Raw genomic sequence first — 21,469 nt, 5'->3', positions numbered from 1 at the left:
TCTTGCACCGCGAAGCGTTGCCGTTCGGATAGCCGGTCGGTTGGCCGCTTTGGGCCTACCACCGGATCCAAAGGTCACCCCTTGTTGCTCCCCCGCTTCGCCCGCGCCCCGCAGGGGCGCGGGCGAAGCGGGGGAGCACTGGAGAGGACGAACCTGTTCCCGGTGGTAGCTCCCTGTAGCCGAGCAACCACCGGCTATCCGAACGGCAGCCCTCCGGGATGCTCAATCCAAATGCCTGATTCCCAAAAGAAAACGGGAAGTTGATTTTTTACAGTCCCTTAGTTGCTAGTGATTAGAAATCAATACTTTCGAAGAAGAACCAATTACTGACCACTAACCACTAACCACTTTCTTCATTCTTCACCCGGTTCAGGCGCCAGTGGCGGAGACTTCTTTTTCCGGCGGCATTGAGGCCAGAATGGTTCCGCACAAGATGAAAATTGCTCCAAAAATGGTCCAGGGCGTCGGCACTTCCTGAAAAAAGAGAATGCCCCACGCGGCGGCAAACACAATTTGAAGATAGAGCACAGCAGCACTGCGTCCAGCCTGTAAAAACTTCATGCCTCGGGTCAAATAGACCTGGGCAATCTGGGCACAAATACCAACCCCGAGCACAATCAGCAAATCCATGGCGGTCGGAATGACTTTGATTGGAAAGACGGTCGGAATTGAGAACGGCAATGCGACCATCGGAAAGTAAAAAACAATCACCAGTTCGTGTTCAAGCTTACTCAGGTGACGCACCGTGACATAGGCGCAGGCACTGAAAAACGCACCGGCGAACCCGACCAGGTAGGCATAGGTCGGCACCCTGGTTGCTGTCTGCCCAAAGAGAAACGGCGGACGGGTCACACAGACCAGTCCAACCAGACATAATCCGATTGAGAGCAGCAGCGACGGAGAGATACGTTCTTTCAGGACCAGTGCCGCCAGCAAGGCCGTCCAGATTGGACTTGTGTACTGGAGCACCGTGGCTTCGGCAATCGGAAGCTGCGACAGCGAATAAAAAAAGCAATCCAACCCGCAAAATCCGAAAAAGCCGCGCAAAAACAGGAGCTTTTTATTGGTGCCCCAGATTGGAATCCCGGCTCTCCAGATCAGAATAAAACTCAAAATGAAGGAAATGATGGTTCGGATGACCACGATTTGCTGACTTGGGAGGTGGCGTCCGGCCAGCTTTACCCCCAGACTCATCAGGCTAAACATAAAGGCACTCATCGCGAGCGTCTGGATGCCTGATTTGGTGGATGGGGATTGTGACACGCAACAACACTCCAGAAAGACAAGAACCGAAATTCATTGGGGAAAAGAAAACCGATAGTGTTGTTGCACGACACGGGTTTTGCAACCTGTTTTGGAAAGCGGCGTCAAGCCGCCGCACTCCAAAAAAATGAAACTTCCAGTTCAGGTTGTGACGTATTGTGAATTACTGAGTAATGAACCCTTACGTTACTGCTGACTCAAAACGAGTGAACCACGAACCACACCCTTTACCCGAAAAACGCGCAGACTCACGGATTGATGTTTTTCTGGTAATTCGAGTGTTTCGTGGTTTTTATTTTCTGGATAGACTCGCCCCGCACCATAATTCGAGCACGCCTCATTTACCCTCTTCATTTCAGGAGAAAACCCGTCATGGCGAAACAGAAATCGCAGTCTTCGGATCAAAGTCTGGTTTGGATTGATGCCGGAAATGGATATTCACTGGCGCTCCGGGATAAAAAACTGGTCTGCCGCAATGCCAAAGGACAACTTTTGAGTTCGGTGCCACCTGCCGTCAAAGATGGCGAGGTTGCTGACCAACTCCGGGAGGCCGTGGAATGGCTTTCCAATCACGAGCGCGAATGCCGCGAAACCGTCGAAGCCTGGATGCTCCGGTCGCTGGTGATTCCACGCGGGATTCTGCAGGCGGTTTGGTCAGACGGGGCCTGGCGGGCGCCGCTTGAAAACACCGTTGTGATGCCGGTGGACCTTGATGGAAAGGTATCGCCAGACCAGGCCGGACTGTTTCGTGGCGTGGATGAATCCAAAGGCATTGGTGTTGTGAACCTGGATGGCGAAACGCTCTGGATTGACACGCCGCTGGTCGTGATCCCGCATCCGATTTTACTTCCTGAACTGAATGATTTTCGCGATTTGCTGACCGATCTGGGCATTAAACAGGGCATTTCACAGGTCTTTCGGGAAATCTGGCCCAAATCCACCACGTTGTCAGCCGCAACCACCAACCTCAATATCTATTCAGACGGGCATTTCGAACAACTTAATCACGCTCTGGGTCGCTGCCGAAAGCTCGGCTATCGAGTTCGCGGCGGCTGGGCCTGTGGTCCAGTCTGGGAAGGTGGAAAACTGGTTGAGGCCCGATATTGGATTGGGGCCGAATACCCTGAGTCCGAGACCTACACCGGTGAGTTGATCTGGGTAGATGCCAAAGAGCGCACCTTGAAACTGGCCGATGTCGGCCCGGTCGCATTTTCAGAAGGCAATCGCATGGCCAGCCTGATTTATGCCGCTCGAAAAGTTGAGAAAAAAGAAGGCGAGGCCAGCACCGAGGAAACGGCTGAGCCAGACACAGCACCTTCGGCGCCGGTGCCGGTCAATATCGCGGTTGGTAGTTCAATTTCGGTTTCCACGACTGACACATTGCGCGCTGGCGGACTGGTTCTGGTGGAAAGCCAGGTTTCTGACAAAGAACCAGTTGATCACGTCAGCGCCCGGACATATCATCACCCGGCGATGCCCGAAGAAACCGTGGTTCGGCTGTCGGCTGATGTTTTATCCCGAGGTGATGACCGTGTGATGGAGGTCCTTGGGTTTGACCCGCCGGACATCAAACCTGAACTGGCCTTGCAGCGCCGGCGCGCGATTGGATTTCCTGGCTGGGCGCTCATTCATGACCCGGATCGGGCTTCGTTTGCGCTCGATGTCGTCAAGGAAATGAAAAAACATGGACGGCTCGCCAAATCCAAACCCGGACACGCCAAAGATGGGTTTGATCAAATCGGAGAGCGCCTGGGGCGTTCGGTGCCGCATTACCTGCCTTCCTATTATGAAGAAGTTGGACGGATTTACATTGAACTCGGCAATCAAACCTATGCTGCTCAGGCGTTTAACAAAGCCCGCGAAGCCGAGCGCGTCCACGCCCTGAAAATTGATGAAGAGCAACGCCAGGCGTCATTCCTTGATTTTGCCCTGGCCGGGGCGCTGACGGTGAAGGCGCTTTCGCAATATGCCAAAGATTTGCTGGGCGGTTTTACTCCGGAAATTGCCTACAAAACATTTCGGGATCTGGTGGTCAAACGGACGCTTGGCGGGTTGCCTCCCTGGGGAAGTGTCGGCAAGGATATTCGACCGCTGATGACCGCCGCCGGGTTGAATGTTGAGGCTGAAGAGCGCGTTCTGCTTGAAGAGTTTTTGGATTCGCCAGTTATGGCCAAAGCACCGGTTGAGTTTTGGACCGCTTATCGAAAACCGCTCCTTGCTCTGGCCAAAACCTCTCCCAAAATCCGAGGCATACTGCTCAACCTGTTTCCAAAAGGAAATGATGAGTTGAAATTTCATCAACAGTGGCTTGAACTTCTTGAAGAATGCGGCGCCCTTGAGGCTGTGATTGCCCCAGCGGAAACAATCCCTGAAGAATGTCGTCCGGTTGGGGGCGCTGCCGCCTGGTTTAGTCGCGAACTCAGCCACACCTTTTCGGGATACCGGAGCCGGCTGCCATTTGAATTGTTTGGTTTGTTACGTCGGATGGCCCCGCGCCTCATCGCTGAAGGACAACCCATCACCTTAGACACCACAAAATACTATCAATCTGACATTGACCTTGACTTGCTGGAACAGGCGCTGGAGCTTGGGGTGCCAATCAACGACCCGCAACCGAAGTCTTCGATTGACCTTGCCAAATGGTTGAATCCACCTGATAAGTCAGGAGAATGGAGACGCGACCCGGTTCATACGGCTGCCGAGCCACGGTTCAGGCCACTGTTAATCCAGGGGGTGGGTGGGGTCATCAGCAATTCCGAGTTTCATCGGGCAGCCCACGGCAAAAAAGGTCTCACCGAGGCCCGTCGGTTATGGTATGAGACCCAGGCCGCTGAGCTTGAAACCGCTTTTCTCGAAGATTTCTCAGACGAAGTCACCGTGCTTGAAGCCGCTATTACCCCTGAAGTGCTTGAAGAATTCCCGGAAATTGCGAGCCGCCTCAAAGCGATTGATTCGGCGGTTATTTTGTCACGGACCTTGCAGGCCGGCGTGCTGGACGAATATGGATGGCCTGATCTGGAAGCCGCTGTTGAAGAGCTAACGACCAGAGTCAAAGAACCAGTCATTCGATTTATGGGAGCTTTCCCCTATCTCATTGTCAGTGATACTCAAAAGGCGATTGTGGTGGGTCCAAAGGGTCGGGTGAAGATAGTGCAGTTGAATTTACCTGCGAAAGCTTACTTGATGAATAGCCGGTATATTGATGGCGAACTACTGGTTGCCTACCGTGATTCGAGTTACCACACCAAAGCTTTCTGGACCAGTAACCCAATGGAACAAATTGACCTTGGGTATATCGGGAATTCCCAGATTGGAACCCTGGCTTTGCCGGTTCCAGGTGGCGGAACGACCGAAGGTCAGGCGACTTTACGAGTCGGCGACACCAAAATTGATTTCGGGTATGGCTCGATCACGGACAAGGTTTTGTCGGATGGGCAGCATTTCTGGCGCATCGAGCACAAAGACGGAAAGCCATTTCGCGAATTTGACCCGGCCACCGGTGAAGGCGGGCGCTGGTCACTGCCAAAGTTTTATGAAGAATTCACAACCGAACACAAACTGATCTTTGCCTATCTCAACCATTTCCTGGCACCGTTGCCGGAAGGATTAGAACAAACACCGCTTGGCACCAAGAATGGACTCACCGGATTTCGGGGCCGCTGTCCGAAAATTGAAAATACCCACCAGAGTGAAGATGTGGTCCAGGAGTATGAACTGGAAGGTGTTGATGGACGGCGCTTTGAAGGCAATCTCAGATCTGCGACAGATAACTTCCCGCAAGGGCTCGTTCAGTTTCCGGGCGATGACCTGTTTCGGCCAGTACTTGCCAGCTACAACGTGATCAGTCTGTGGGATCCAACCGGGAAGCACAAACTGGTCTCAATTGAATTCTCAAAACTCAATCCAGAAGAAGCCAGAGGCACTGCGGCTGTTTTCCCACTGGTCTGGTGGCATTTTCTCAAGGTCCGTGACCAGGCGGGGTCTGAAGCATTGCGGCGGATTTCGGCTGAAGCCTGTCGGCAATTGGTACAAACAGCCAGCACCGAATGCCCAAAAACCGATGACGAAGATGATGATGACGTGGAACTTGACCTGTCAAAGCTGCCGAAGACGCTTGAAACACTCCATCAGGTTTTGCCGGAGGTCACGCATCCCAGGTTGCAACGTGGAATTTTGGGTATGGTGGCGCAGGCGGCGCACATTGCGCGGAAATATTCAAAAGTGCTCGGTGAATCTGACTCAGATGAGAATCAACCAAATCTCTCTGCGAGCCTGCCGACCTTTAGCAATTTGGTAGCCGGGGCATTGCTGCCGCTGGTTGAAGCTGGATGGGGACGCTGGTCAGTGGAAGAGCAAAATCTGGGACGCCAGTTTGTGGAAACCGATCAGTTTTTCCGTGAAGAACTGGATCCCGCCGTCCCCGTGGAACGCAAAGCCGCTCATTCCCGAGTCCAATGGGAAACGCTGATTGGGCGGATTTCAACCCTTGCTCTGAAAGCAGCGGTTTTTGAAATGGACGCGAGTTTACGCGAAAAGCTGCTTGAATTTCTGGAGTTCTGGTCAAAATCAATGTTTGCTGAGCCAGGCACAAAAATCCGATTTATTGCCGGACAAAAAGGAACCCCCGACACGGTCGGTACCTACCGGTATGATGACCCCAGGGAAGGGGAACGGCTCGTCACCCATGCTGGCAATCGGTATCTGCTCAAAACCGTTCGCAACTATCAAACCCAGCGATTTAACTTTTCCGGCATTGAATATGCCGCCAGCGGTGAATTTCACCTTTTGCCCGAAACCACGATTGAACGATCTCAGGAACTCGATAGCGGTCGCCTCAGCTCGGAAAAACTTCAAATCCTGATCGCTACCGTGAAGAAACGCGGCCCCGTTGCCTGGGATCCGGCGATTGCGGAAGACCTGGCCAATCGAACCGGGCTTTCAAAATCAGCCGCTGCCTTGTTGTGGCTTGGCTGTCCAAAGTTTGAAGAGTACTCGGATAATTTCTTGCCCAAAGATTTGCGAACGCGCCTGGGTCTCAAGGTCGCTGAAGCGGTTGCCGCCCGTCGCGAAATCAAAGACACGCTGCCGCAAAACCAGTGGCTTGACCTCTATGCCGAAACTTTTCCAGACAATGTGGAGCACCTCTGGCAACCACTCGGGGCCGGGCCAACTGACGAAGAAAGCCCGGTGGCCCGTCTGGCCAAAGCCTGGAACAAACGGGTTGGCCGCAGAGTTTCCATTCCAGTTGAATTGATGACCCATGTCAGTGCTCTCTTTGACCGACTGGCAGTCAAGCCCAGCCAGATGCTGGAGGCCGTGGTCAACCCAGCTCAATCACTTTTGTTGACGCACGACACGGAGTTCTTTTTCAATGAATCGGCCTATGTCACATCAAAACTGGCTGTGCCCAATCCTCTTGCGGATCTGGAACTGGAAGATGAAGAGCCCGAAGAAAACCAGCCTGGGCAAAATATCCATTTTCACTTTGGCGTGGCCTTGACGGCAGCAAACTACATCCCCTTTTTGTATGAAGTCCTACCGGTCGGCGATCCATTTCGATCAACCCTTGCTGAGGTGCTGGACCTGATCCGGAAACGGCTTCAAAACCCAGCGCTGCTGGTCGCGTTGGGCGATAAACACCTCAATGTCAGAGAACAAAACCTGGAAAAAGTGCAGGCTGAGGTGGATGCCTATTTCAATGCGATTGGCGGGGAGGCGTACTCCACACCGTATGTTCCGGCTGAAAAAACGCCGAAAGGGCGTGACAATGGGGCCATTGTGGCAGTCATCCGGCATATATCCGAGTATTATGCCTCAATCTCAGTGGCGTATCGTCCGAGTCAGGTGACCGACTTTAGCCAGATTCGAAAGTTGAAAGAATCACCTGATTTTTATTCACAGTTTGATCATTCCGGCATTGAATTGCTTTTCTCAACTGGCTATCAGGCGATGGTTGACCGGATCAAGTCAACGCCAGTCCCCGTCGGCCAATGGGAATGCAACCCCAAATACTCCGTGCCGGAGCTGGTCCAGGAAGCCCAGCAAACCCTGAGCCTTTCAGAAAATGCCGCCATGTTGTACCTCCAAACCCTGGCACTGGCTGAACCCACCACCAAAAATATCCAAAAATGGAATGGCTGGACGGCTGCCCAATACAAAAAAGCGGCTGAAGAACTGGTCAAGGCCAACCTGCTCCTGGAAGCCAAACGCGAACGCGCCGGGCGGGCTCATTTTCTCCCAGGTGGATGGACTGCCCTCAAAGCACCACATTTGCCGATTGAAACCTGGAAGCTGGCCATGTATGGTGTCGAGCGACGCAAGCTGCCGCAGGGCGTTCAAACCGTGGTCAAGCTCAATAAACTGTTGCCGCTTCGACCGTATCACGAGTTGTTTGCCGAAGTTTGGGAACGTATCAAACAGGGCGACAAACCGGACTACGAAGAAGTCGAGTGATATTTGTGGCGTAGGCACGACTCAAAAGACAATCTCACTACAGAGGACACAGCGGAGCACAGAGGAATTCCGATTTAGTGATTTGCCTCTGTGTTCCTCTGTGTCCTCTGTGGTTCAATATTTCGAAGTAAGTTCATTTTCATTTCCGAAAAATCAATACCTTCAACCCTCTAAGCCCAAATTTTATCTGTATTTGCCATCCATCTTGTCAATGTGTAACGTGTGCTCTGCGTTCTTCATCCTCGGAATCTTGATCGCTTCTTTTTGTCCGCTGACGGTCAAGGCACAGTACTATATTGACACCTGGACGACGGAAAACGGACTCCCACAAAACTCCATCACCAGCCTGGTGCAAACCCGCGATGGATACCTGTGGTTTGGAACCACGGATGGCCTGGTGCGGTTTGACGGCGTGAAATTCAAAGTCTTCAACAAGGCAAATAGTGAGGGGCTTGGCAGTAATCGCATCAGCCAGATACTTGAGGACCGAAGTGGCCGGTTATGGATTACCACTGAGGATGGCCGGCTTTTGTATTACAAACAGGGTGCTTTCACTGCGGTTTTAAATCCGAACGATCCCCAATACTGGCCACGCCGGAACCTGGTGGATGATGGGCACGGCAGCATCCTCTTTTACAAGATTGAAACCCGACAAACCTTCCAATTTCGAGATGGGAAACTGGTTCCGTTTGAGTTGCCGGGAATGATTCCCGGCACTGAAATTCTGTATGTTGATCGGTCAGGTGGATACTGGATGTTGGATGGGCTCGATTTTCATCGGGTAAAGGATGGCCGGCGGGAAACCTATTCCACGTTGCCTTCCGGAAAAACCAAATCCGTGTATGAGGACCGATTTGGACATTTCTGGTTGACCACCGGGTTGAAAGATATTTATCGGGTTCAAGGCAATCGAATCGAACGGTTTGAATCTCCGGTGACTGGTCTTTGGGGGTGTCTTGAGGACCAGGCCGGGAATCTGTGGTTTAAAACCTTTAATGAAGGGGTACTTCGGATTGAGGCCAGCGAAGTCCATTCGGGCGCGCTGACCGCTGAGAAATTTCGCCAGTTCACTGATCAGGATGGGATGCTCAACAACATTGGTCGCAACCTGGTTGTTGACCGTGAAGGCGGGGTGTGGGTCGGTACTGAAAAAGGGCTGCATCATTTTTATCTTCAAAGCGTCGAGATCTATTCAAAAAAAGATGGATTAGAGAGTGATAATGTCTATCCGATTTTGGAAGATCGAAACGGTGCCATCTGGTTTGGGGGCTGGCCGTTTAGTTTAATGAAGTTTCATAACGGTGACTTTTCAACCGTTGTGGGCAGCAACGAATTTCCACATTACTCAGCCCTCTTTGAAGCCCAAAGCGGAACCATTTGGGTTGGGAATGATGAGAACACCTATTATTTGGAACATGAAACCCCGGTCATTTTCACCGCCGCCAACCGACCTGGATTCAAGTTGAATGGTGTCAACGTCATCTCACAGACCACCGATGGCGCCATGTGGTTTGGCACCGGAAAGGGACTTGTCCACTTTAGCTCGGGTCAAGTGAGGGTTTTTACAACTTCGGATGGCTTGCCGGATAACTTCATTGTGGCGCTCATTCAGGCCAGAGACGGCAAACTTTGGGTTGGCACCCGTGGCGGGATTGCCTGCCTGGAAAATGGAGTGATTCGTGCCTTTACTGAAAAAGACGGCCTGGCCAGCAACTATACCCGCTGTCTGTATGAAGACACCGATGGCCTGCTCTGGATTGGCAGCTATGATGGCGGATTGACCCGATATTTTGACGGTCAGTTTACCCGCTTCACCATGTTTAACGGGCTGCATAGCAACGGGGTGTTCTGCATTCTGGAGGACAGTCGTGGCTGGTTTTGGATGAATTCCAACCAGGGAATCTACCGGGTTCGGAAACAGGAACTCAACGACTTTGCCGAGGGGAAAACAAAGTTCCTGAATTCAATTGCTTATGGGAAGAAAGATGGCTTAATCAATATCGAGGGAAATGGTGGACGCCAGCCAGCCGGAATCAAAGCCCGCGATGGAAAAATGTGGTTCCCGATGGCTCAGGGAATCGCAGTGATTGATCCGGAAAAAGTAACTGTCAATCCTCTGCCTCCGTTGGTCTTGATCGAAGAATTCTCGATTGATCGAACGCCGATTCCCAACGACAATTTTCAATCGGCCATCAAAAGTCCACACACGGCCATTCGGATTGATCCATATCAAAACAACCTGGAAATCCAATATACCGGCTTGAGTTTCATTGATTCAAATCAGGTCAAATTCAAATTTAAACTTGAGGGTTGGGATCCAGACTGGATCGAAGCCGGGACGCGACGCACGGCCTACTATTCCTATTTACCGGCGGGCGAATACACCTTCCAGGTTAAAGCAGCCAATCGCGATGGGGCCTGGGCCATTGAGCCGGCAACCGTCAAAGTGAAAGTGCTCCCGTTTTTTTACCAGACGTGGTGGTTTTACAGTCTGGTGTTTGGAATGCTCAGTTCGGTGGTCTTTCTCGTGTTTCGGTTTCGATTGGCCCAAATTGAAGAAAAACACCGTGAGCAGGAAGCCTTTTCCCGCAAGCTGATTGATTCACAGGAACTGGAGCGCAAACGCATTGCCGCCGAACTCCACGATTCGTTGGGGCAATCGCTGGTGATTATCAAAAACCGCGCCCGCCTGGGATTAAAACCGGATGATGATCTCGAAAACAAGGAAAACCAGCTCGACGGCATCTCAATGGCCGCCACCCAGGCCATCGAGGAATTGCGCGAAATTTCGTTTAATCTTCGGCCATATCTGCTGGATAAAATCGGTCTCACCCGCACGCTCAAATCAATGCTCGGCAAGGTGTTTCCGCCCGGTGAAACCAGGGTAATTGTTGAAATTGATGAGCTTGACGATGTCTTTTCGAAAGACTCTGAAATCCTGTTTTATCGGATCATTCAGGAAAGTGTGAACAACATTGTCAAGCATGCCCAGGCAACACAGGCGCATATCTCAATCAAACGGGTGAAACAGTCGGTGGTGGTGACCATCGAAGACAATGGAAAAGGGTTTGACCTCACCGATACCAGGTTGACCACACAACAAAGTTTCGGTTTGATTGGGATTGCCGAACGGGCGCGATTGCTCGGAGGCAACCATTCGATCACTTCCGAAATCGGCAGAGGCACCACTGTGACGATTACCGTTGACCTCAGCCAGGAGAATCTATGAGCAGCACCCCGATTCGAATCATCATTGCCGACGACCACCCCATTGTGCGCCAGGGTTTGCGCCACACCATCGAAACCGATCCGCAGCTTAAGGTGATTTGTGACGTAGGGGATGGACAGGCGGCACTGGAGCGGGTCGAAGCCCTGTTGCCCGATGTCGTGGTGCTCGATATTGATATGCCCAAGATGGATGGCCTTCAGGTTGCCCGTTCGATTGTGGCCAAACGGTTAAAAGTCGAGATTATTTTCCTGACGATCCATAGCGAAGAAGACCTCTTTCATGCCGCACTCGATTTGGGCGCCAAAGGGTATGTTCTCAAGGATTGTGTGATTGACGATGTGGTGAGCTGTATCAAAGCTGTGGTCAATGGAAAATACTTTACGAGTATTTCTATGACGAATTACCTCCTCAACCGGTTTGAACCGAAGACGAATCTGGAACCTCGCCGCCGGGAACTCGATCTGTTGACACCGACTGAGCTTCGGATTTTGAAATTGCTGGGTGATTATAAAACCAGCAAGGAAATTGCCTCAGACCTCAATATCAGCCCGCGCACGGTTGAAACCCACCGTAACAACATCTGCCAGAAACTCGACCTGCACGGCAGTCACGCCCTGGTGAAATTTGCCATCCAGAATCGGAAGAAGTTTTAAACGAAGGCAGCCCCAACCCTATAATCCGTAAAATTTAAGTACTTCTACGTAGCGATTCTGTGTAGTCTTGCGAATTCTCATTCCGCTTGTGTTTGTCCATACTCTGCTCACATCACCCAAAGGCAGAGACTCATGACAAACATACTTATCATTGAAGACAATTTCGACGTCAGACAACTCATCAAAGGCGAAGTTGAAGACCTGGTGGATCAACTCTTTGAGACCGAAGATGGCTCCCAGGCATTTGAATTGTACCGAAAACATCATCCGGATTGGGTGTTGATGGATTTGTCAATCAAGGATGTAGACGGGCTGACCACAACCCGCCAGATCAAATCCGCTTACCCTGAAGCACTCATTTGTATCGTTACAAACTATGACGATGAATACCTGCGCGAAGAAGCACGCATCGCAGGTGCCTCGGCCTTTGTATCGAAATCCGATTTGTTCCTGCTGCGATCAATCGTGACCAGTCATTAAGTACCTTACCGAAAATTTCCAGACATTTTAACCACGAAAAACACGAAAAACACGAAAAAGATCAAACACTTACCAAACCCAATATCTCAGGAAACTTACAGTAATTCTTTGTTTGGAAACCAGCAATTCTTTATTTGAATCAATCCAAAGAACTTACAGCTTTTTCACACCTGTAAGCCCTTTGTTTTCGCTCAAACAAAGAGTTGCTGTTTGGAAACTGAGATTGCCTAAAGCGTTTCCAATCTCCAAACAAAGAATTGCTGATGCCGAAGAAACCGAAAGGAAGCCCCTATGACTACCCGTTGCTGGACGACCATTTCTCGAACATTGCTCCTCAATCTTGTTATCATCGTGCTCGGTGTGTGTGCCTTTTCAACAACCGTTTCGGCGCAGGTTGCCGATGGGGAGTACGCCGTGGTCACGGTTGGCGGTAAAAATACCTACGACATACAAATCGAAGGCAAACCTTACACTTGCTATCGCCACGGACGCTTGACCGGAGGCATGGTGTATTACATTGACCCCCAAAAAGGGTGGGCTGGTGGATCGCCGGCTTCGACGCCGACTGCCAGGTATGAACCGCCAGCCGTTGGGCAGAATGTATATGTGGTGCTTGATTTTGATTTCGGAGACGGCGCCGGCAACAAAGTGTTTAAAGCCAAAGTGACCGGAGTCGGTTCGCAAGCTTTCGATAAAGGAAAGGTGTTCCTCGACATCGAAATTGATCTTGGCATGTTTAAGTTTGAAGGCATGGCCCATCACTACGCCACCGAAGCCGAATACAAAGAGTTGGGCTGGCCGGCACCGCGTTCGGGCAAAAAACCGGATATTGACGGCAATATCGGGAGCGAAGGCGAAGTCAAAGTGGCTGTTCCCAAACCCGATGAACATGCTGAACCAGCAAAAAAACGACCACCTGCTGAGTCTGGCAGCGGTTTCAAGATTACATTTGACTACGGAAAAGCCGACAAATCATTTACGCCTGCGGTTCGGCAACAACTCGAAGAAGCCGCCGCATTTCTCACTGGGTTCATTGCCGATGACCGTGAAGTGATTGTCACCGTGGTGGCGGATCCGAACGTGAAAGCCTTTGCTTCGGCGGGGCCATCTGAATGGGAAGAAAATACAGAAACCCGCTCGGTTTCACTCGCTGGAGGGATTGCCTTTAACCCCAAGAGCATCAATGACGTGAATGAAAAAGAGGCAAGCCTGGTGGCCCTGACCATTCACGAACTGCTGCACGTGCTTGGGTTTACTGAAGCGGCAAAAGCTTATGAAAAACAGACCAAAAACGGACAATTCACCGGTCCGATGACGGTCAAAGTCAATAAAGGGAATCCGGTTGACGCCCAGGGCGGGCATTTCTCACGCAGTGTGGTTGATGCCAATGGGATGACGCCTCGGATGGCCGATGGCGGAGGCGACTTGCTGTCAATTCTGGATCTGGCCGTACTGGCTGACCTTGGGTATGTGATTCCAGCACTCAAAGGCGCCACCGGACCCGTGGCTCTTGGGTTTAAGCTTGGCAAATCACAGGCAATGACCATGCATTATCCGGATGGTTCGCCAGCCTTTTTGATTCAGGGGTATGGTGGAAATGACACCTTGATTGCGGGTGATGTGACATTGAAGAACGGAAAAAAAGCCACGTTTTTGTTTGCCGGAGGTGGCGGCGATGACATTCTGGTCGGCGGCCCCGGCGATGATGAAATGCGCGGTGACAACAGTCAGGTCGCTTCTTACGGTAAAGATGGAAAAGACACGTTTGTGATCCGGCCAGATGGCGGAAACGATTCGATTCTGGATCTTGAAGATGGCAAGGACGTGATTTTGCTCTCGCCGGAGCTCGGTATTTCTGAATCCGAGCTGGCCGAACACCTCAAAGATGAAAAGAACCTGGGTGAGAAGCCCGTTCCCGGAACCGAATTTTTCTATCAGGGCGTGTACCTGCTCAAACTGGACAAGCTCCAGCTCAGCATCACCACCCGCGACGGGAAAAAGCCGACGGCTGCCAGTTTCAAAATCGGCGAGTGGAAGGATCAGAACTAATGCCAGTTTGTAGTCAGTAGTCAGTAGTCAGTAGTTCGCTAAGCTTATTTGATTGAATTACCTGGCTGTTTCCGCGACACAAACTCAGAGCCTATTGACATCTTTGGATTTCTTTTTCGTGTTTTTCGTGTTTTTCGTGGTTACTTGATCTGAAATTCGATCTCTCTGGGTGACCTTCGATAAAAACGGGAAGTTGTATTTTTACAGCCCCTAAAGCTTGAACTCTGAACAGAAATCAGTTTCCGAAATGCTATAGAACCTTGAGGAGAGAACTATGCCACGCTTTGTGTTTGCCAAATTGTTGGTTGCTTTGGCGATACTGGTATTTGGTATCAGCCTGGTGACACCGCTGGCTGGTGTCAGTGCCCAAAACAAACCTGAGCCAGCCAGCCAGCCTCCGGCTGATGTCAAAAAGTTATTTGACACCATCAACCAGCTTCGGGCCACTCCCGGTGAAATGCCGGAAGCCATCACCAAAATGGTGAGCGAGCAAGATCCGGGCTATGAAACTAGCGACATCTTTACCAAAGATGTGATCAATGGAAAGACGCGCCTCCAAAACGTCGAAGACCTGAAAACGATGGTTTCGGAGGCCGAAAAACTCCCGGCTTTGGAATGGGACGCCGATCTGGTCACACTGGCAAGTCAATTGAAAGGGGAGTCGCAAAACAAGCTCTTCAAAATTGAAGTTTTCCGCCAGGGAAGCGGCAAGCCGGCTGAACGCACCGTGATGTGGTGGGCCGCCGACCGCAACTTTGATGCCATTCGCGACCTGCGCCATGCCAAACTCAAATACATCGGGATTTGCAAAAAACCGGGCGAAAACGATGACTATTTGATTTGTGCGAGTGTGTTGAAAGGCAAGGCTTTTCTGCTCAAGGAAAATGAGTTTGGCAACCGACCCTACGACCCGCGCGAAGACCAGAATCCACCCTGGAGTGATGCCCTCAACGTCAAGCCTCCAAACATCACGTCATTTGTCAAAGCGGATGGTTCACTTGATGTTGCCTGGCGCGATATGGGCACTCCGCCACGTGTGTTCCTGACGCGCTTTACTTCAAACGGGACCAAAACCTGGACGAAGGAAGTTCCTGGCGTCAACCCAAATGAACATCAACTGCTGGCCGGGTTTACCGAAGATCCGGAAGGCAATATCTACGTTCTGCGAGCCAAAGATGAAGGCGACCACGACACCAAAGACCAGCCTGATCCTCCCAAAAATGACAAAGGCGAATCCGATCCAACCTGGGACCGCCCGGATATGATGAAGCTGACCAAACTCGATAAAGACGGGAAAGAGCTTTGGACCAGGGATTTAGCCAAAAAAGGTGGAAACGCGTTCGGATTTGTTTCGCCGATGTCACCCAACCGCAAAGCCGAAGAAAAAGGCCGGATTGCGGGTCATGATTCGCATTCTTCAACCAGCCGCATTGGGTTCACGACCTATAAAGGAACGCCGATTATTTTTGCTTTCTATGGTGGTGCAACTGAGTGGGATAAAGCCATCAGTGGTCGGCACCAAAATGCCTACTGGCGAACGCTGAATGCCAAAACCGGTGAACCAGTTGAAAACTTGAATGGCGCCGCAATGGCCCACAGTTTTGATAGCCAGTTGCTGGTTTCAGACGAAGGCATCATCACCGCCGAACGCAGCGACAGCGGGCTCCTGATGGCCAATTATCTGCACACTCGGTCAAATCCGCTGATTTTCCACTTCTTTTATGCCACCACCACCGATGGCAACGAATGTTTTACCCAGTTGGGTTCGCTGACCCAGGCGGATGACGGGTATTTGATTCTGATTGCTGGAAATAACAGTGAATCCATTATCGGCAAGAGCGTCAGCGGAAAGACTTCACAGGCTGAAACGTTGCGCAACCGGAATCTGATGGTGATTCGGATTAAAAAAGGGTTTGCCCAGGAAATAGATGCCCTGGCGGATAAACCAGAAAGCAAACCGGTCCTGGATGATATTTTGAACAGCATGAAATCTTCGCCGGAACGTGATGGGTTTAATCTGATTGGGCGAACCTATCTCACGCACTATGGCGGGGATGAAAAATACAGTGCATCGCGTCCAAAAATGGTTCGTCTGGCTGATGGAAACTATATCGTGTTGTGGGAGCGGTGGACACACACCCTCAATGCCGAGAAGACTGGTGTTGATGGCAATTTCGATTCAACCTGGGCCATGAAAATCAACAAAGACGGCGAAGTGTTGAAAGAAGCGGTGAAAATTTCTGATTCGGTCCGCATCACGCGGGGCGACGAACCGGTGTTGTGGAACGGAAAGGCTTCGTTTTTAGCCGGTGATGTAGTTGACGGCAAAATGCTGATTCACCAGGTTGACGGACAATTGAACTACTCAGTCCTGGCCGTACCTCTGAATTGATGATTTTTGTTGAGAATTCAACTCCGTTGCGGAAAGGTTGGCTTGAGCATCCTGAAAGGCTGCCGTTCGGAGAGCCGGTGGTTGCTCGGCTACAGGGAGCTACCACCGGGAAACGGGTTCGTTCTCTCCATCTCTCCCCGCTTTGCCCGCGCCCCTGAAGGCGCACGGGCGAAGCGGGGAGAAACAAGAGGTGGCCTTTGGGTCCGGTGGTAGGCCCAAAGCGGTCAACCGACCGGCTATCCGAAACGCAACGCTTCGCGGTGCAACCCCAAAAAAACTCTTTCTGTAAATTTTTCCGTGATGGATTCGATGAATTGGAAATTCAGGGTTTCAACCTGCGCAGCAGGTACAAGAGAGTAGCCCCCGGTGTAACCGGGGGAACCGCAGGCCGCCAAATTCAAGCCTGCGCAGCAGGTGACAGAAGATGGGTCATACCATTCAGGGTTGCGTATCGGGGTTAAGGTTGGAGAGAAGTGCAATTTTTTCAATGGTTTAGTACTTACGCTAAGATAACATACCGCTGAGTCCGGAGCGCCCTGGATTCCCATTCTGTCGCCTGCTTCGCCGGCTATGGAGAGAACCGACCGATCCCCCGGTTGCACCGGGGGCTATTGTCTGCCACCTGCTTCGCAGGCTGAATCCGAGGAGTAAACTTTTTAATTTATTGAAATGATTGATCTTATTTAATGCGGTTGCCCTTACGGAATCCCCTGAATTTCCGAAAGAATCCATCACGGAAAAATTTACAGAAAGAAAAAACTACAGGTGAACGGTGTCTCCTTGCCCCTCCTTGCCCCCTTGTCGATTTCTTCCTTCTGTTTTTACCAATCCTGGGCTATAACCTTCAGCACAATAAAACTGAAATGGTGAAAAGATGACGTCTGTGGTCAAGCCCGGATGTTCTTGCAAATTTTTTCATCAACCGGTTATTCGTTCAGGCCCAGGAGGTCAACTGTGAAATACTGGTTTGTGCTGATGGTTGTGCTCATGTGTGGATTTTTCTCGCAAAGTGTTAACGCCCAACAGGAAGATCATCCGTCAAATGTGCTGGTTCAATATTCGTTTGATGATGACAACATCGCGACCGGCCCCGATACCTTTATGGTGTTTAACAACGCCAAAGGCAGCATGGCGCTTTCAACCGAGTATCAATTCAGCGGGTTTCGCTCGGTTGAACTCCACGACGTAGCCGGTGACGGCGAATTTCCCGAATTGCAGGGCTACTTTCCCGAACAAAGCAAAGGCACGCTCTATGCCCATTTTGCGATGATGGTTGTCAATCCGGAGCAAGGGTTTAACATTGCCCTGGCTGGTCCGGCGTTTTTTACCATGCGCAAACACGGGATTGCCTTCTGGCTCAAGCTTCAGAACGGCGTGCTCTTCCATCATCCGGATGGCGAAGGCCAGAAGCTGTTTTCAGTCAAGCCGTTCACCTGGTACACGGTGGATGTGGCCTACGACTTTGACGAAGGACATTACAGCCTGGAGATCTTTGAAGAAGGACAGGTAAAAACTCCAGTCGTGTCGCTCGCCCGGCAAACCAACGTACCGGGCAAGCCCAATTCCGCCGTGGATAAGTTTTCCTTCATTGGCGATTTGGAAGACGAGTCAAACGTCACCTATTACATTGATGATGTGAGCGTGAGCATAGACAAACCGGTGACACAACTCTCATTTGTCGCGCCTGGGCGGCGGATGCTCTTCGTGGACCGCTGGAACAACTATTATCAGGCTATCCGTCAGCGTCCGACGTGGATTCCGGCAATTGATTTCTCGGATTTCGGTATTTCCTCGGCTACGGTCAAACAGATGAAACAGGAAGGCAGCTACAAATATCTCGAAGGATTGCTGGCTGGCCAGTGTCTACAGGCTGAGGCTGAAAAAGTCGCCTCGCCTGAAAATTTCCGCCTGCTCAAAGCGGTGTGCTTGTGGAATCAAGGCTGTGGAGCAATGTCCGCCGGACGACCCAAAACCGCGCTCGAACGTTATGACCAGGCGGCGCAGTTGTCGCCCGGAGGGAAAATCTACGGGTTGTCGGCAGTGCTGGCGCTCTCCGCTTTGAAACAATGGGACGAAGTCAACGCCCGACTTGGCAGCGTGTATGTGAATTTCCAGACGGACATCAGATTGTCGGTGGCGCTGGCCATGATTGGCACGGCTCGCGGAAACCTCGACGAAGCACAACAGTGGTTGCGGATTCCGGCTGAAACCCTGACAAATGATTTTCGAAACAGCGTGCTTCGACGGTTATGGGGAGCGGAAATCAGTTCGGATGTGGTCAACGAATTGAAGAGCAAATTCCCGGATGACTGGCGTGAAATATTACAAACGCGGCTGATTTGTGAGCAGTACTTCTTTGTGTTGTTGTGGAAAAACAATTATACCGACGCCGAGCGGTATGCTTCGCGGATGGCTGAACGGATGAAACTGCTGGGACTACCGGAGTGGCACTGGCACGAACGCGCCGGAGACGCCGCTTTTCTGGCTGGAAACCCGGCAGGCGCAATTCTACATTACGAAGCGGCCTTAAAAGACCCGGCAGGCCGATATGTGATGTTGCGAATGTCGGACGCCTATTTCCGCCTGGGGGACTTCGCCAAGGAACGCGAATACCGGGAAAAGATCTACGGCAGTTTGGTGAAGAAAAACCAGGGCTGAGAAAACCAGGGCTTGGGGCAATCGAAGGGATGAGGGATGAGGGATGAGGGATGAAATAAACCCAATTTCTTCAACCCGACTTCTTCAGCCCTGGTTTGAGTTTTAAGGCCCGAAGGGTCGTCGTGTAATAGCCGTGGTGCGAAGCCCACGGACACAGTCAGGATAAAACCCGAATCCTACCGTGGTGAGTTTGGAAGCCACCCGATTGCCTGTGTTGTGTTTCGCACCACGGCTATTAAACGACGACCCTCCGGGCCTAAATTCCATCGCTTGAACTCACATGGTCTGATTTCATTTTTAAATAGAGCGCCGCTTTGGCTGAAAACAAAGCGGAAAGCGAGACTGAAAACCCACTTTCGGCGATTGGACCCGGAATGGGGATCGTTTGTCCACGGCGGATCCGGCCTGCAACGGCTTCTTCAAGACAATCCGCCGCTTGTTTCAATGAATCGGAAACATTTTCACCCTGGGTGATGGCTTCGGGAAAATCTGGAAATGTCACTACAAATCCACCTACAGGTTCAGGAACTAAATTGACGGAATACAGAAAACGAAACATAAGAATCCCTATTCATCTGTGAGGTCAGCCAAAGTCAGGCCAAGAAAGCGTCCCGTGACTTCCTTTACCCCGTTCTGATTCGAAGTACACCGCCACACCGCGTTTTCGACCCACCTTTTTGACTTTGCGGACAAACTCACTGCCTTTCATAAAGTTACCCTCAGGTCATAGCCGTATTCCAAGCCTTTTCCGTACCGTGATGTCGAGCGATTCACGGCTGGTGTGAAAAACATAAAATTCACGACCTGGAAACTGGCGATGGAGTTCAAGATAACTCAGGCTGCATCTCGGACCCCAATGACAAGTTGAAGCCCCAGAGCATTTAAGGCCACTTCGAGTTGAGCCATTTTTGATTGGTGTTTGGGATCCAACAACCGAAGAATTTCTTTTTCACTGAATTCTGCAATTTTCACAGATTATTTGGGTAATCGATAATTTGGTTCTAGTCCAAAAATTGTTGGGGAGACTCCAGAGATAAGATCTTTTGGAACAAGTAGTTTTGCTCCGGGGTATATTCCCTCATTCTCTAAATCATCCCTATAAAAATACAAATTAGAGACCATTAACCCACACAAGGAATTCAATAGGTTTTCGAGCGAGGCATATTCATAGTGTGTATGTCTTTGGTGTTTTACTTTATTATTGGCTGTCCACCAAACAGGAGTTTTATTATTAGCCCATTCTTCAAAAGGGGTAAATGATAACTCGTACCTTGGTAAATTAATCTCGATATTTGGAAGCTTTGGAAACTGTGTCGCAATATGTCGTCGGTAGTCCCCTTCGTTAGACGCGCTCAATCCTGTTTGCTGGCAGAGTTGCTTCATTAACACATCAATTTCTTGAGTTGATGCCATAAGGATTCGTGCAATCTCAATAGAATAGGTTTTATAATTTTGTTTACAAAACTCAATGTAGCGGCTCAATCCAATAGCGTCTTGCTCAATCGATAAAAAATAGTTCCAATGGTTCAGGCTCATAGTTATACATCCTTGTTTGTTAAATTGGTTAGAAAGATCTTGAACTCCTGTCATTGAAACAACTGGGAGGCAATAAGGTGACAAATTTTCGCAGTAACCGGAATCAGGGGCGGAAAACAATCTCACCCCGCATGGCACTGGACCATAAAGATTTCATTCGGAGACCTTTTCTTGCCGAATATGGAGGCTCAAGGTTTTTATCTTCTATCAGATTTTCAGTTAAAGAAACCACTGAATACACGGAATACACAGAAGATAAATCCAAAGTTTTCAATGATTTCTGAGGGCTCATTGAATCCCAACCCGGGAAATATTTATCTGAAAGGCTATAGAAAAGAATTTGTTAGCTGCAAAATATCTTTCCTGAAAGAAGAAAGTTAAGTGGGTCACGGAGAGGGATGACTCGATATATTTAGTTGATTAATGCGTTGCTCCAATGTATTAATGAGTTCTGGTAATGTGAAAATATATTCAAGAAGATATTCTATAAGCTCAAGAGTGGCCAGTGCAGTTTGTTCATCGACTTCTTGGTTTTCATCAAAATGGGCGCCAAGATTTCCTCCCTGTCTTAATAAATCAGTTAGGGTCTTAAGTGGTTTCGCCAAGTCAACGTGACTAAATCGGTCCACATGGGATTGGAACAGTCAAAAACCGTTGGTTTATGCCGCTAACTGAGCAAGTCGTTTGACTTCGGCATCAACCTCTGGGGTAAAGTAAATTTCCGAGAGCTGGTACTTCCAGGGACCATTCACCTGA

General features: G+C 50.4%; 11 protein-coding genes. 7 read left to right on the top strand and 4 right to left on the bottom strand.

The genetic code is table 11. From position 1 onward, the window contains the following. Positions 1–369: 369 nt before the first annotated feature. Positions 370–1,263, bottom strand: a complete 894-nt coding sequence (locus tag HY774_27075) for a DMT family transporter (GenBank protein MBI4752167.1) — start codon at positions 1,261–1,263, stop codon at positions 370–372. 372 nt (positions 1,264–1,635) lie between these two features. On the opposite strand from HY774_27075, the gene HY774_27070 reads away from it, so the two are divergent. The 7 genes from HY774_27070 to HY774_27040 all read left to right on the top strand — a co-directional run bounded on the left by HY774_27070 (position 1,636) and on the right by HY774_27040 (position 19,177). Next, positions 1,636–7,716 carry a DUF4132 domain-containing protein gene (locus HY774_27070; GenBank protein MBI4752166.1) on the top strand — a complete coding sequence of 2,027 codons (6,081 nt, stop codon included), beginning with the start codon at positions 1,636–1,638 and terminating at the stop codon, positions 7,714–7,716. Positions 7,717–7,966: 250 nt separating this feature from the next. Continuing rightward, the gene (locus tag HY774_27065; protein MBI4752165.1) at positions 7,967–10,945 is read left to right on the top strand and encodes a hypothetical protein; all 2,979 of its coding nucleotides are present in this window, start codon (positions 7,967–7,969) and stop codon (positions 10,943–10,945) included. After that, positions 10,942–11,598, top strand: coding sequence for a response regulator transcription factor (locus HY774_27060; protein MBI4752164.1), 657 nt, complete (start codon positions 10,942–10,944; stop codon positions 11,596–11,598). Before HY774_27065 ends, HY774_27060 begins: the two co-directional genes overlap by 4 nt. A gap of 132 nt (positions 11,599–11,730) precedes the next feature. Next, positions 11,731–12,078, top strand: coding sequence for a response regulator transcription factor (locus HY774_27055; GenBank protein MBI4752163.1), 348 nt, complete (start codon positions 11,731–11,733; stop codon positions 12,076–12,078). Between the two features lie 291 nt (positions 12,079–12,369). Continuing rightward, positions 12,370–14,127: a hypothetical protein gene (locus tag HY774_27050; GenBank protein ID MBI4752162.1), complete on the top strand. Its 1,758-nt coding sequence runs from the start codon at positions 12,370–12,372 to the stop codon at positions 14,125–14,127. A gap of 274 nt (positions 14,128–14,401) precedes the next feature. Continuing rightward, the gene (locus tag HY774_27045; protein MBI4752161.1) at positions 14,402–16,519 is read left to right on the top strand and encodes a hypothetical protein; all 2,118 of its coding nucleotides are present in this window, start codon (positions 14,402–14,404) and stop codon (positions 16,517–16,519) included. A 954-nt stretch (positions 16,520–17,473) separates the two neighbouring features. Beyond that, entirely contained in the window at positions 17,474–19,177 is a 1,704-nt protein-coding gene (locus HY774_27040; protein MBI4752160.1) for a hypothetical protein, read from the top strand. A 256-nt stretch (positions 19,178–19,433) separates the two neighbouring features. Here the strand turns inward: HY774_27040 and HY774_27035 are convergent, their stop codons facing one another. From HY774_27035 to HY774_27025, 3 genes are all read right to left on the bottom strand, one after another. After that, complete coding sequence (locus tag HY774_27035; protein MBI4752159.1) at positions 19,434–19,736, bottom strand: type II toxin-antitoxin system HicB family antitoxin; 303 nt, start codon at positions 19,734–19,736, stop codon at positions 19,434–19,436. A 416-nt stretch (positions 19,737–20,152) separates the two neighbouring features. Beyond that, on the bottom strand, positions 20,153–20,767 hold the full coding sequence (locus HY774_27030) for a hypothetical protein (GenBank protein ID MBI4752158.1): 615 nt from the start codon (positions 20,765–20,767) through the stop codon (positions 20,153–20,155). Positions 20,768–21,099: 332 nt separating this feature from the next. Beyond that, positions 21,100–21,342 (bottom strand): hypothetical protein, encoded by a 243-nt coding sequence (locus tag HY774_27025; GenBank protein MBI4752157.1) that lies wholly within the window; start codon positions 21,340–21,342, stop codon positions 21,100–21,102. Positions 21,343–21,469 lie beyond the last annotated feature (127 nt).

The sequence above is a fragment of the Acidobacteriota bacterium genome (assembly GCA_016208495.1).
In the GTDB taxonomy this organism is placed as follows: domain Bacteria; phylum Acidobacteriota; class Blastocatellia; order Chloracidobacteriales; family Chloracidobacteriaceae; genus JACQXX01.
This window is presented reverse-complemented; position numbering and strand designations above follow the sequence as displayed.